Here is a 13,449-nt window from a genome sequence, read left to right on the forward strand (position 1 = left end):
TGCTGGATTAGGCATGGCTGGCGTTGCAGTCAGTGCTGTCAGCAAGGTGGCATTGGCAGCCATCCCGGAAATCATTACCTCCGAAGTAGCCAATACTCAGGAACCTTTGCACCCGAACACTGGACGGCCTTATCAGCCTGTAGTCACATTGAATGGCTGGAGTTTGCCTTGGAAGATGAACAATGGTGTCAAAGAGTTTCACCTCGTTGCGGAGCCTGTCGTCAGAGAGATTGCACCGGGTATGAAAGCAAATCTCTGGGGCTACAATGGTCAAAGTCCTGGTCCTACGATTGAAGTTGTTGAAGGTGATCGTGTACGTATTTTTGTGACCAATCGCCTGCCCGAGAAAACCAGTGTGCACTGGCATGGTCAACGTTTGCCCAACGGTATGGATGGCGTCAGTGGTTTGACGCAGCCAGCCATTGAGCCTGGTAAAACCTTTGTTTATGAGTTTGAAGCCAGACGCCCCGGAACTTTCATGTATCACCCACATGCCGATGAAATGATGCAAATGGCCATGGGGATGATGGGCAGTTGGATCACGCATCCCAAGAACCCTAAATTCATGCCGGTGGATCGTGATTTTGTATTTTTGCTTAACGCCTATGACATCGAGCCTGGCAGCTTCACCCCTAAAGTTAACACCATGCTGGATTTCAATTTATGGACATGGAATAGCCGAGCCTTCCCAGGTATCGACCCCATTGTGGTTCGTAAGGATGACCGTGTGCGCATACGGATTGGAAACCTCACAATGACAAATCATCCAATTCACATTCACGGCCATGAGTTTGAAGTCACAGGCACTGATGGTGGATGGGTGCCCAAAACTGCACGCTGGCCTGAAGTGACGACCGACATTGCCGTAGGGCAAATGCGTGCTATTGAGTTTATTGCTAATGAACCCGGGGATTGGGCTTTCCATTGTCATAAAAGCCATCACACCATGAATGCCATGGGGCACAGTTTCCCCACCATGATAGGTGTGAAACAGGGGGATTTGATGAAGAAAATCACTAACCTCGTACCTGACTACATGCCTATGGGTGAAACGGGCATGTCTGAGATGACAGATATGTCAGAGATGATGGATATGCCATTACCCAAAAATACATTGCCAATGATGATGGGCAACGGACAGTTTGGATCACTTGAGATGGGCGGAATGTTTACTACCGTGAAAGTCCGAGATGGACTCGCTAAAAATGACTATAAAAATCCAGGTGATTATAAAAATCCCAGCGGCACTGTAGCGCATGCAGTTGAAGTGGATTTAACCAAAGTGGAGCGTCAAAAGCCACATGCTGAAGGTGAGTTGGAAGTGAATGTCAGAAAACCAATTAACCATTCTGGTCATTAGTATCGTTGTGGCTTAGACTTTGGATATTGCTCTTAACTAAGACAAACGGCTTGCACATTTGCAGGCCGTTTTGTTATTTACTCCAATGGCCTAGGCCATTTCCTCTTCTGAAATTAGTTTTTTCGATGCCTATATCTTACAGCCGTTAGGATATTTATCGTTAAGATATCAAAATCTTTATATAACCTCTTATGTGCATCTTCTCACAAAACATTTAATCCTATCTTCTGCTTAATCCATTGGCTAAACCATTCTCCGGTTGAACTTTTCGCAGAGTTGACATAAAAACAAAGGGCTACGAATTAACGTAACCCTTTGATTTACAGCAATTTTTGGTGGCCCCTCTGTGAGTCGAACACAGCACCAACGGATTATGAGTCCGCTGCTCTAACCAAGCATGAGCTAAGGGGCCGGAAAGCGAGTGATTATAAACTAATCTTGTCCGTTTTCTAAGAAGCTGCGCAGGCGCTCGGAGCGTGTTGGATGACGCAATTTACGCAGCGCTTTTGCTTCGATCTGACGGATACGTTCACGGGTCACGTCAAACTGTTTGCCCACTTCTTCTAGCGTGTGGTCGGTGTTCATTTCGATACCAAAACGCATGCGTAACACTTTGGCTTCGCGCGGAGTCAGTGACTCCAGCACTTCACTTGTTGCATCACGCAGGCTGGCGTACACTGCAGCATCCATTGGTGCCAGTGTGGTGTTGTCTTCGATAAAGTCGCCCAAATGGGAGTCTTCGTCGTCGCCAATCGGTGTTTCCATCGAGATTGGTTCTTTGCTGATCTTCAGGATTTTGCGGATTTTTTCTTCCGGCATTTCCATTTTCTCAGCCAAGGTCGCCGGATCAGGTTCCAGGCCAGTCTCTTGCAGAATCTGACGGCTGATGCGGTTCATCTTGTTGATGGTTTCGATCATATGTACCGGGATACGAATCGTACGCGCCTGGTCAGCGATAGAACGGGTAATCGCCTGACGGATCCACCATGTCGCATAGGTCGAGAATTTGTAACCGCGACGATATTCAAACTTATCTACCGCCTTCATCAACCCGATGTTGCCCTCTTGAATCAAATCGAGGAACTGCAAACCACGGTTGGTGTATTTTTTGGCAATCGAAATCACCAGGCGCAAGTTAGCCTCGATCATTTCACGCTTGGCGCGACGGGCACGTGCTTCGCCAGTGGTCATCTGTTTGTTAATGTCGCGCAACTCTTTGATCGGCAAACCAACACGAATTTGCAGGTTTTGCAAACGCTCTTGCTGATCCAGAATTGAATGGGTAAAGCGGGTGAGGCGCTCTGCGTAAGCAGGATTACCAGCCAACTCGCCATCCAGCCAGTTCATGTTGATTTCGTTACCAACGAAACTCTTGATGAATTGCTGACGCGGCATGCCCGCTCTGTCTACACAGAACTCCATGATCTTGCGTTCGTGAGAGCGCACTTCTTCAACCATGTTACGCACCTGGTCACACAAGGCTTCAACTTGCTTAGCTGAGAAACGGAACGTGGTCAGCTCATCAAGCACTTGCTGATGCAGGGTTTTATATTCGTCGTTTTGTGTCCCTTTAGCCTGACGGATTTCATTCATCTTGGCATTGTGAGAACGAATTACGGCGAAGCGGTTGAGCACCTCTTCTTTGAGTTTTGCCAGCAATTCGGCAGACATGGAAGAAGCCTTGGCTTCATCATCTTCCTCTTCTTCGTCTTCCTCTTCTTCGCCTTCTTCTTCCTCTGCTTCAACAGCAGCCAGCGCGTCATCCAGACCCAAATCGCTATCAATCAAACCATCGACCAGGTCGTCAACGCTCATTTCGTCTTTTTCAACTTTATCTACCATCTCGAGCAACTGGGCGATGGTGGTTGGACAGGCGGCGATCGCATGCACCATATGCTTGAGGCCATCTTCGATACGCTTGGCAATTTCAATCTCGCCCTCACGTGTCAGCAGGTCAACCGTACCCATTTCGCGCATATACATACGCACCGGGTCGGTAGTACGGCCAAATTCTGAATCAACCGTTGCCAAAGCTTGTTCAGCTTCTTCAGCAGCATCTTCATCAGTCACGGCTGGCGGTGCGTCTGACATCAGCAACACTTCGGCATCAGGCGCTTCTTCATACACCTGGATACCCATGTCGTTGATCATGCCGATAATGCTCTCGATCTGCTCGGAGTCTTGCACATCATCCGGCAAGTGGTCATTAATTTCGGCGTAAGTGAGGTAACCGCGCTCTTTACCCAGAACAATCAGGGTTTTCAGGCGGGTACGGCGCGCTTCTGCATCCATGGCCTGCGTGGCCGGGTCTTTAGGGGATTCGGCTTCTTTGATTCCGAGCTCTTTATCTAAACTTTTATCTGCTTTTGGTCTGGCCATGGCCGATTCCACCTCTAAAATGATTGTTGTCGAGCGCCGACCACACCTTCTGACACGTCGCTCGCTATAACATTACGGGAAACCCTACATTTTACCTGATTTTTGCATTTTCTTTAAGCATACCCATGACTGTTTTTGTGGGTATTAGGAAAAACAGGTTAGCGCTTACTGGTTAACTGCCGTAAGGACTCTCGTTCAGCGTCTGAGAGTGTAGAAAACGGTTTTTCTGTGAGTTTACCAAGCAGCGATTTGTCTCTCGCAGCTAGCGCCATATCGGATAATTGGGTACACGCCCCCTCAAATTCAAGTGTGAAGTCCAGGCTTTCATCCAGTAAAGACAATTCTCTATGTAACTGATTGCGCAAGACTTCTGAAATACCCTGACTCACTATTTGCAACAATACGACCGGGCGTGACTGAGGGTGCGCGATCGATGCTTTGACGACTTCACGCAACATATGCTCCTCATCACTCTCGCCCAACACCTGATCGAGCAAATCGTGCCGTGCCCATTGTGGTCGCATGAGCAATATCAACGCCAGTCGTAAATGCAATGACAATGGCGTTCTTGAACGCTGTCGCGGTGCTTTTTCCTGTTTCTTTGTCGGATTCGGCAACTTGAGCATGCGCTGCATTTCAGCTTGACCTAAGCCGGTCATTTCGGCGACTTTTTTACGTAACAACATGGAAAACCGTGGTGCCTGGATCTGTTTGAGAATAGGCTCGGCCTCATTCAGGAATTGCACTTTATCCTCCTGCGACGCCATTGGATTATGCTCACTCAAATGCTGGATAATATATTGCGAAAGCGGCATCGCTTTATCCATTTCTGCCTCAAATGCCTCTTTGCCAAATTCACGTACAAAACTATCGGGGTCATGTTCGGCAGGCAGAAACAGGAAGCGCAATTTCAGGCCATCTTTAATCGCAGACAAGGCATTCATCACCGCGCGCCAGGCCGCTGTGCGCCCGGCTTTATCGCCATCAAAACTGAAAACTATTTCGTCGGTCTGCCGCATTAATTTGGCGATATGAAACGGTGTAGTCGCTGTGCCCAGCGCTGCCACTGCATATTCAATACCGTATTGCGCCAGCGCCACCACATCCATGTAGCCCTCTACAACCAGCACACGACCTGCATCACGAATGGCGCGCCTCGCCATAAACAAGCCATATAGCTCATGGCCTTTTTGGAACAAAGGCGTTTCAGGGGAGTTGTAATATTTGGGCGTATCTTCCGGATTAATCACACGCCCGCCAAAACCGATGACTTCACCTTTCTGATTATGAATCGGAAACATAATTCGGTCGCGGAAACGATCATAACGACGCCCCTGCTCGTTCTGCACGACCAACCCGGCAATTTCGAGTGCTTCTGCCTCATAATTTGGGAATATCGTTTGCAGATTTTGCCAACCGGCAGGTGCGTAACCCACCTGGAATTTGGCTGCCACCTGCCCGCTCAAGCCACGTCCTTTTAAATACTCAATTGCGCGTGGTGATTTTTTAAGCTCAGCTTTATAAAAGACGGCAGCTTGTTGCAAAGTCTCTTGCAAGCTCAGCATCACTGCTTTGCTTGGGGGCTCTGGTTGGCTAGGATCGCGTTGCTCTTGCGGCACAATCATGCCGACTTGCCTGGCCAAATCATGAATCGCTTCAATGAAACTCAGCCCGTTGTATTCCATCAGAAAGCTTAGTGCAGACCCATGGGCACCGCAGCCAAAGCAGTGATAAAACTGCTTGGTTGGGCTTACAGTAAAACTAGGGGATTTTTCGTTATGAAACGGGCAACATGCCGAGTAATTCGCCCCGGCTTTTTTCAATGGAACCGCCTTATCGATGACCTCGACAACGTCTACGCGATTGAGCAGTTCTTGAATAAAACTTTCGGGGATCATAAATGGAAGTATCGCTTATGCGGAGCAAAAAACAAAGGGCGCCAATGCGCCCTCTAACTCTTTTGCAACCGGCTGCAAACTTAGCCTAAAGCAGCTTTAATCAAGCCGGATACTTTCGCCATATCCGCTTTACCTGCAACCAGCGGTTTCACAGCACCGACCACTTTGCCCATATCTTTGGCGCCAGCGGCGCCGGTGTCAGCCACTACCTTAGCGATAATGGCCTTAATTTCCTCTTCACTCATCTGCGCCGGCAAATACGTTTGCAACACGGTGACTTCAAATTTTTCCTGGTCAGCTAAATCGTGACGCTCAGCACTCTCAAAAGCAGCAATTGAATCGCGGCGCTGTTTAAGCATCTTCTCAATCGCGGTAATCACAGCTGCATCATCCATCTCGATACGCTCATCAACCTCGCGTTGCTTGATGGCCGCCAGTATCAGACGAATCACACCCAGCTTGGCCGTATCCTTGGCACGCATGGCGGTTTTCATATCTTCGGTGATTTGTGCTTTCAAGCTCATATGCGTTTCCATTAAACAGACTGACTAAAATACCGGCTACAGAAATAGCTAAAGGTTGTGGCACGCCACAACCTTTGCAATATTCAGTTAACCCCAGCCACTGGTTAACCGCAAAACATACCCTAGAAATTAATAGAGTTTTGTTGGCAACTGTTGGTTGCGCAGACGACGGTACTGACGTTTAACCGCAGCAGCAGCTTTACGTTTACGTTCCCAGGTTGGTTTTTCGTAGAACTCGCGTGCTCGCAAGTCGTTCAACAAACCAGTTTTTTCAATCAAACGCTTAAAGCGGCGCAATGCAACGTCAAACGGTTCGTTCTCTTTCACACGAATAGCGGTCATGTAAATCCCTATCCTTACAATTATTGGTTAGACTAAGGTGCTTGCGGATTGATGCAGCACTGAAAACCGCGTATTCTATCGCGCTTATCTGGTTTTATCAATCTTTTCTGTAAAAAATCATATGCGAGTTCCTTTTTAATGTTGGTGTTAGGCATTGAATCCTCTTGTGACGAAACCGGCGTCGCTTTGTACGATACACGTCACGGCTTGCTGGCCCATGCGCTGCACTCGCAAATTGATATGCATGCCGCTTACGGCGGCGTAGTGCCTGAGCTGGCTTCGCGCGACCACATCCGCCGTGCTCTACCGTTGACACAGCAGGTCCTCGCGCAGGCAGACAAAACTTTGCAGGACATTCAAGGCATTGCCTATACGCAAGGCCCAGGTCTGGCCGGCGCTTTACTGGTTGGCACCAGCATTGCGCAATCACTGGCGTTTGCCTTGAATGTGCCGTCAGTCGGCGTACACCATCTGGAAGGCCATTTGCTTGCCCCGTTACTGGAGGAAAATCCGCCAGCCTTCCCCTTTGTTGCCTTACTGGTTTCTGGCGGCCATAGCCAATTGATGCGCGTAGATGGCATCGGGCAATATGAATTGCTGGGCGATACGCTAGATGATGCTGCCGGTGAAGCATTTGATAAGACAGCAAAATTAATGAAGCTGGGCTATCCAGGCGGACCAGCGTTATCGAGACTTGCCGAGCTGGGAAAGCCTCGCTTCCAGCTGCCAAGGCCTATGCTTACCAGCCCTGACTTGAACTTCAGTTTCAGCGGCCTGAAAACGGCAGTGCTCACATTAGTTAATAACCAGCCACAACTGGATGCGGAAACCGTGCAAGATATTGCCTGGGAGTTCCAGGAATCAGTGACCGAGATTTTGACGCTTAAATGCATGAAAGCGCTCAAGCAGACCAAGCTGAAAAGACTAGTGGTTTCAGGCGGTGTAGGTGCCAACAAACGCCTGCGTGAGCGCCTGAACGAGGCAGCATTGAAACGTGGTGCGAGTGTCAGCTACCCAAGACTGGAATTCTGTACTGATAACGGCGCCATGATCGCCTTTGCCGGTGCCATGCGCCTGCATGCCATGCAGCAAAAGACACCAGATTATAGCTTTAGCGTGCGGCCCCGCTGGGATTTAGCAGAACTCAAAGCGCCTGCTTAAATTACCTTTTACCAAAGCGGGTTTCAGTGCCCGCAAGCAATTTTTCAATATTGGATTGATGGCGAATCAGTAAAAACGCCGCCATTACCACCACTACAGCCACATAGACCGGATAAGGCGACAAAAACTGCCAGGCAATAATTGGCGATAATACGGCTGCAACCATGGCTGACAATGAAGAAATTCTGCTGATTAAAAACACCGCCAACCATACAGCGACCACACTTAACGCCAACCAGCCTGAAAACGCAATCATCACACCCAACGCTGTGGCTACACCTTTACCGCCTTTGAATTTATGGTAAATAGGGTATAGATGCCCCAAGAATACGGCCAGGCCAACCAAGGCCACCACATCCATCAGCATACCTGCCTGTAACGCCAGCCATACTGGCAACCAGCCTTTAAACACATCGCCTAACAAGGTCAAAATAGCCGCTGATTTCTTTCCGCTACGGGCCACATTAGTCGCGCCGATATTGCCGCTACCTACTGAACGCGGGTCCGGTAACCTATATAATTTGCTGACAATAATGCCAAAAGCAATCGAACCGATTAAGTAGGCCGCTACTACCCAGATGATTGCTTCCAGCTCAAACCCAAAACCAAATTCGCTCATATTTAAAACTCTCAGGAGATGCGCAGTGCGCTTTGTGCCAGCCACTGCGTGATGTTGTATGATGCCGAATCATACTGGATTCCGGCCCGCGCGGAAATAACAAAGGACGCATAGTAATGGACACGATTTTTCTTGAACAAGTCAAAGTACAAACCAAACTCGGTGTACCGGATTGGGAGCGGGCAGTACCACAGACCGTGATTCTGGATATTGAAATTGGTTATGACTTTAGTAAGGCCTGCCAGAGTGATGCGATTGAAGACACCATTGATTATGGGCAGGTGGTAGGGCGCATTCGCGAGACTTTAGCAGAGTGTAGCTTTAAGTTAGTGGAAGCACTGGGGGAGCATGTTTGCCAGTTGGTTTTGCAAGAATTCAAGGCGCAGAATGTGAAGCTAAAGGTGAGCAAGCCGGGAATATTGCCGGGGCTGAAGGCGTTGGGGGTGATGCTTTATCGGACAGCTTAATCTTGATTATTTAAGTATTTTTAAACGTTTTATGTCGCTTTTAGGCGGAAAAAGAATGTTGAGTATCTGCAGAATACTTATTTAAACTCTTCCGGAAGATTAACACCCAGGTCTAACCACAATCCTGATCAGAACTCCTCTACCCTCTCGGATGATGCATCTTATGCAACTGCTGCAACCTCTCCCTCGCCACATGCGTATAAATCTGCGTAGTAGAAATATCCGCATGCCCCAGCAACATCTGCACCACCCGCAAATCCGCACCATGATTCAGCAAATGCGTCGCAAACGCATGGCGCAATACATGCGGGCTGATATGCTGGGTAATACCCGCCTGTAAAGCATAACGCTGGATCAAATGCCAAAAAGCGTGCCGTGTCATTGCAGCGCCACGGTTAGTGACAAACATGGCATCACTGAGACGGTTGCCCAGGATTTCTGCCCGCGCATATTCCAGATATCTATCAATCCACTCCGCAGCTTCTTGCCCCATAGGCACCAACCTGGTCTTGCTACCTTTACCTGTGACACGCACGACGCCATCCTGTGTGCTGATTTCCGCCACACTGACATTGACCAATTCAGAAACCCGCAAGCCGCTGGCATATAACAATTCCAGCATTGCCCGATCACGGATACCCAATGGTGTATTCACATCCGGGGCATGCAGCAAATCTTCCACTTGCGATTCACTCATGGTTTTGGGTAACTGCTTGGGCATTTTTGGCGCTTCTATATGTAGCGTCGGGTCTTGTTTAATCAGGTTTGCCAGCAAGGCATAGCGGTAAAACCGGCGCAAGGTGGCAATCAGCCGGTTGATACTCCTGACTTTGACCAGCGGGAAACGATGTGCCAGATACTCCTGCACCTGGTGTGATTGCACCTCCCATAACGTCAATGTGCGTTTGCTGACCCACTCGGCAAAGCCTTTGAGGTCATTGCGGTAACTTGCAAGCGTGTTGGGTGACAGGCCATCTTCCAGCCATAATTGATCAATGAAGCTATCAATTTCAGGAAAAGCTGTTATTGCGGTACTTTGTTTTTTTTGCTGCATTGTTATTTTTTTGCGCGCTGTTCATGCGTTAACAGCCAGCGCTTGATTTCCAGGCCTCCGTCTATAACCTGCATGAACCCACCCAGGCCATTACTGGCAACAATACGATGGCATGGATTAAACAAAGGCAACGGGTTGGCCCCACAGGCGTTGGCAACGGCACGCGGCCCGGAACCAACAGCTGCAGCCAATTGGCTATAGGTCCAGGTTTCACCCACAGGAATCGTACGCATGGCTTGCCAGACTCGCTGCTGGAAAGGGGTACCACGACTGGACTGAATGGGCTGCCAGGCCATGTGCGGATTTTCAAGATAAGCCGCCACTTGATCGGCAACTGCTTGCGCACGCGGATTAGGGCTGAATTTCACCGGCAAGGCATGCAGCAGGAATTGAAGCATCTCGCCCTTCGCATCACTGCGTACACCCACAAAACCAAATGGTGCAGGGATTAAAGCATCAAGTTCATCAACAAGACTTTTCATGCATGTATTTAACGTTAATCTTGAACCTGGCGCAACCAGCTATAGCAAGAATATCGCAATAAAAAAGCCCTTCAAAAGAAGGGCTTTTTCTGCAACGCTTGAATTAAGAGTTATCTGCCGCGATTTCTTTCTCGCGTGCAACCAGTTTCTCTTTAATACGTGCAGATTTACCTGAACGTTCACGCAGGTAGTACAGTTTAGCGCGACGAACGTCACCACGGCGCTTCACTTCGATAGAAGCGATTTGTGGGGAGTAAGTTTGGAATGTACGCTCTACACCTTCACCTGATGAGATTTTACGTACGATAAATGAAGAATTCAGGCCTCTGTTACGCTTGGCGATGACTACGCCTTCGTAAGCCTGCACACGTTTACGTGTACCTTCAACCACGTTCACACCTACGATGACTGTGTCGCCTGGTGCAAAGCTAGGGATAGTTTTGTTCAAGCGGTCAATTTCTTCCTGCTCTAACATTTTGATAATGTCTGCCATGTTACTTCCTTTCGTTCCTTTTAATTGTAAAGAGCTCGTTCCTACTCTACATCTTTGAGTAGCCTAGCCTCTTCCTTCGTCAACTGCCTTGCGGCAAGTAAATCCGGGCGTTTAGCCCTTGTTAGCAACAGCGATTGTTGTAACCGCCATTGTCTAATCTTTGCGTGGTGCCCCGACAATAACACCGGTGGCACCGCTATTCCTTCAAATACTTCCGGTCGTGTGTAGTGCGGGTAATCCAGAAGGCCGTTTACAAACGAATCTTCCTGAGCTGAATCAGCGTCCCCTAGCGCACTTGGTAACTGGCGGATGATCGCATCCAGTAACACCATGGCCGGTAACTCGCCACCGCTTAACACATAATCACCGATAGAGATTTCCTCATCTACCAGTGACTCCAGCACTCGCTGGTCTACCCCTTCATAGCGGCTGGCTAATAACACCAGCCCCTGATTATCTTTGAGCGCCATCACTTTTTCATGTGTGAGTGGCTGTCCTCGTGGTGACAGATGAATCACCCTGGGCGTTAACCCTTTTGCCTGCAAGCTTGCCTTGGCATCTTTAATCGCTGCTGCCAGCGGCTCAGCCATCATCACCATGCCGGGGCCACCGCCATACGGCCTGTCATCGACCGTATGATGCACATCCTGTGTATATTCGCGTGGATTAATCAGGTTTAACTGATACAAACCACGCTGTTTGGCACGACCGGTAATGCCGTGCTCTGTCAGTGCTGTAAACATCTCAGGAAACAAACTGATGACTTCAATCTGCATCATGAGACTGCCTTTCATTTCCGGCTTTCAATTCCGGGCTTCCAATATTTCGGACGCCTTTTAAAAATCTGCATCCCAATCAACCAGCACCGTACCGGCTTTTATATTCACATCCGGTACCGCGTCGCTGGTAAAAGGAATCAACCGCTCGCGGTATTCCTCATGCAACTTACCATCTTTACCCTTGACGCTGGTAGGCTGGTCTTCACGCACGACCAGCACATCGTTGGCACCGGTTTCAAAAACCTGGGTGATTTTGCCGAACACGACACCTTGCGTATTGGTGACATGCAAGCCTATCAGGTCAGACCAGTAATACTCGCCTTCGTCAGGTTCTGGTAGTGCTGCGCGTGGTACCGCAATTTGCTGCCCTTTCAGGCTAAATGCAGCATCGCGGTCTGCGACGCCTGCCAGCTTGATCAGCAATACGTCGTTGTGGATTTTGGTTTGTTCAACCGAACATTCGCGCCAGTTTGGCGCTTTGCCTATCCACCAGGCTTCATAATCCAGCAAGCCATCCAGATACTCAGTATCGGGCACAACTTTCAGCCACCCATAAACGCCATATGGGGCGACAATGCGCCCCATTACAACCATATCTTCAAACGCCATATGAGATCAGGCGTAAGAAAAATTATTCAGCAGCTGGTGTTTCAGCAGCTGCGGCTTCAGCGGCATCCGCTTCAGCTTTTGCGGCTGCGTCAGCTTTTTCTTTGGCAGCGGCTTCTGCAGCAGCAGCGTCAGCTTCAGCTTTTACTTTAGCAGCAGCATCTGCTTCTTTTTTCGCCTTGGCAGCATCCGCTTTAGCAGCGTCTTTAGCCTTGGCAGCAGCCATACCATCAACGCCTTTAGCGTGGAATTTAACCAGACGTGCAACAGTGTCAGACACTTGAGCACCGGTACCGATCCAGTATTGCGCGCGCTCTTCATTGATACGCAGGCCTTCTGCACCAGCACGCGCTGATGGATTGTAGAAACCGATGCGCTCTACGAAACGACCGTCACGACGGTTGCGGGAATCTGCCACAACTACGCTGTAAAACGGGTTCTTCTTAGAACCACCGCGTGATAAACGAATAACGACCATAATCTTTGTTCTCTTAAAAATGAATTCTTAGCAGAAAGGCGCGGATTATACTTGATGAATACGCGAACTGGCAAGTGTTTTTCACTTACTTAATCAGGTATTGCGGTAGAGCGTGGGATCCTTGACACCGGCCTGTACGAAACCTGTTTTGCGGAACCGGCAGGAATCACATACCCCACAAGCCGCCCCGGCATCATCTGCCTGATAGCATGAAACCGTCAGTCCGTAATCCACGCCCAAGGCGTGACCCGTGCGGATAATATCCGCTTTGGTCATATCGATCAGCGGCGCATGCACCGTGATCGGCTGCCCTTCCACGGCAGCCTTGGTTGCCAGGTTAGCCATTTGCTGGAATGCTTTCACATACTCTCCGCGGCAATCAGGGTAACCCGAATAATCGAGCGCATTCACGCCGATAAAAATATCATGCGCTTCCAGCACCTCTGCCCAGGCCAGTGACAATGACAGCATGATGGTATTGCGCGCCGGCACATAGGTCACCGGGATACCTTGCGTTTCGTGCTCAGGCACGGCAATGGCATTATCGGTGAGCGCGGAGCCGCCAAATAAGGATAAATCCAGTTGCACGGTTTTATGTTCGGCTGCGCCTAACGCTTTGGCGACGCGTTGCGCAGCCAGCAATTCGACATTATGCCGCTGGTGATAATCCAGGCTCAGGCAATAGCACTCGTACCCCTGAGATTGCGCAATCGCCAGCACGGTGGTCGAATCCAGCCCGCCAGATAACAAGATAACGGCTTTGGGTTTTTGTCCGGTTGAATTGTTGTGTTGATTCAGGTCTGTCAA

Annotated in this window: 15 protein-coding genes and 1 tRNA gene; 3 read left to right on the forward strand and 13 right to left on the reverse strand. The window is 49.3% G+C overall.

Going from position 1 to position 13,449, the window contains the following annotated elements; translation table 11 throughout:
* Positions 1-13 precede the first annotated feature (13 nt).
* Entirely contained in the window at positions 14-1,360 is a 1,347-nt protein-coding gene (locus ASG34_RS07235) for a multicopper oxidase family protein (protein WP_369814187.1), read from the forward strand.
* 333 nt (positions 1,361-1,693) lie between these two features.
* Here the strand turns inward: ASG34_RS07235 and ASG34_RS07240 are convergent.
* The 5 genes from ASG34_RS07240 to rpsU form a co-directional block, all read right to left on the reverse strand.
* Positions 1,694-1,772, reverse strand: a tRNA-Ile gene (locus tag ASG34_RS07240).
* Positions 1,773-1,792: 20 nt separating this feature from the next.
* Positions 1,793-3,739: an RNA polymerase sigma factor RpoD gene (gene rpoD / locus ASG34_RS07245; RefSeq protein ID WP_055828686.1), complete on the reverse strand. Its 1,947-nt coding sequence runs from the start codon at positions 3,737-3,739 to the stop codon at positions 1,793-1,795.
* Between the two features lie 158 nt (positions 3,740-3,897).
* Complete coding sequence (dnaG, locus tag ASG34_RS07250; RefSeq protein ID WP_055828689.1) at positions 3,898-5,637, reverse strand: DNA primase; 1,740 nt, start codon at positions 5,635-5,637, stop codon at positions 3,898-3,900.
* A gap of 80 nt (positions 5,638-5,717) precedes the next feature.
* Positions 5,718-6,161, reverse strand: coding sequence for a GatB/YqeY domain-containing protein (locus tag ASG34_RS07255; RefSeq protein ID WP_055828692.1), 444 nt, complete (start codon positions 6,159-6,161; stop codon positions 5,718-5,720).
* 129 nt (positions 6,162-6,290) lie between these two features.
* Positions 6,291-6,503, reverse strand: a complete 213-nt coding sequence (gene rpsU / locus ASG34_RS07260; protein WP_055828694.1) for a 30S ribosomal protein S21 — start codon at positions 6,501-6,503, stop codon at positions 6,291-6,293.
* Between the two features lie 138 nt (positions 6,504-6,641).
* On the opposite strand from rpsU, the gene tsaD reads away from it, so the two are divergent.
* On the forward strand, positions 6,642-7,664 hold the full coding sequence (gene tsaD, locus ASG34_RS07265; RefSeq protein ID WP_055828697.1) for a tRNA (adenosine(37)-N6)-threonylcarbamoyltransferase complex transferase subunit TsaD: 1,023 nt from the start codon (positions 6,642-6,644) through the stop codon (positions 7,662-7,664).
* A 1-nt stretch (position 7,665) separates the two neighbouring features.
* Here tsaD and plsY read toward each other — a convergent pair whose 3' ends face one another.
* Positions 7,666-8,283, reverse strand: a complete 618-nt coding sequence (gene plsY, locus ASG34_RS07270; RefSeq protein WP_055828699.1) for a glycerol-3-phosphate 1-O-acyltransferase PlsY — start codon at positions 8,281-8,283, stop codon at positions 7,666-7,668.
* Between the two features lie 116 nt (positions 8,284-8,399).
* Here plsY and folB point away from each other — a divergent pair, with 116 nt between their 5' ends.
* The gene (folB, locus tag ASG34_RS07275) at positions 8,400-8,750 is read left to right on the forward strand and encodes a dihydroneopterin aldolase (RefSeq protein WP_055828703.1); all 351 of its coding nucleotides are present in this window, start codon (positions 8,400-8,402) and stop codon (positions 8,748-8,750) included.
* A gap of 139 nt (positions 8,751-8,889) precedes the next feature.
* Here the strand turns inward: folB and xerD are convergent, their stop codons facing one another.
* The 7 genes from xerD to queC form a co-directional block, all read right to left on the reverse strand.
* Positions 8,890-9,804, reverse strand: coding sequence for a site-specific tyrosine recombinase XerD (gene xerD / locus ASG34_RS07280; RefSeq protein WP_055828706.1), 915 nt, complete (start codon positions 9,802-9,804; stop codon positions 8,890-8,892).
* Positions 9,805-9,806: 2 nt separating this feature from the next.
* Positions 9,807-10,286, reverse strand: a complete 480-nt coding sequence (locus tag ASG34_RS07285; protein ID WP_055828709.1) for a methylated-DNA--[protein]-cysteine S-methyltransferase — start codon at positions 10,284-10,286, stop codon at positions 9,807-9,809.
* A gap of 103 nt (positions 10,287-10,389) precedes the next feature.
* Positions 10,390-10,779 carry a 50S ribosomal protein L19 gene (gene rplS / locus ASG34_RS07290; RefSeq protein WP_055828713.1) on the reverse strand — a complete coding sequence of 130 codons (390 nt, stop codon included), beginning with the start codon at positions 10,777-10,779 and terminating at the stop codon, positions 10,390-10,392.
* 41 nt (positions 10,780-10,820) lie between these two features.
* Positions 10,821-11,555, reverse strand: a complete 735-nt coding sequence (trmD, locus tag ASG34_RS07295; protein ID WP_200934471.1) for a tRNA (guanosine(37)-N1)-methyltransferase TrmD — start codon at positions 11,553-11,555, stop codon at positions 10,821-10,823.
* A 60-nt stretch (positions 11,556-11,615) separates the two neighbouring features.
* Positions 11,616-12,167 carry a ribosome maturation factor RimM gene (gene rimM, locus ASG34_RS07300; protein ID WP_055828719.1) on the reverse strand — a complete coding sequence of 184 codons (552 nt, stop codon included), beginning with the start codon at positions 12,165-12,167 and terminating at the stop codon, positions 11,616-11,618.
* 22 nt (positions 12,168-12,189) lie between these two features.
* Positions 12,190-12,642, reverse strand: coding sequence for a 30S ribosomal protein S16 (gene rpsP / locus ASG34_RS07305; protein ID WP_055828723.1), 453 nt, complete (start codon positions 12,640-12,642; stop codon positions 12,190-12,192).
* Positions 12,643-12,735: 93 nt separating this feature from the next.
* Positions 12,736-13,449 (reverse strand): 7-cyano-7-deazaguanine synthase QueC, encoded by a 714-nt coding sequence (queC, locus tag ASG34_RS07310; RefSeq protein WP_235559698.1) that lies wholly within the window; start codon positions 13,447-13,449, stop codon positions 12,736-12,738.

Origin of the sequence: Methylophilus sp. Leaf416, assembly GCF_001424665.1 — a bacterium.
Classification (GTDB): Bacteria; Pseudomonadota; Gammaproteobacteria; order Burkholderiales; family Methylophilaceae; genus Methylophilus.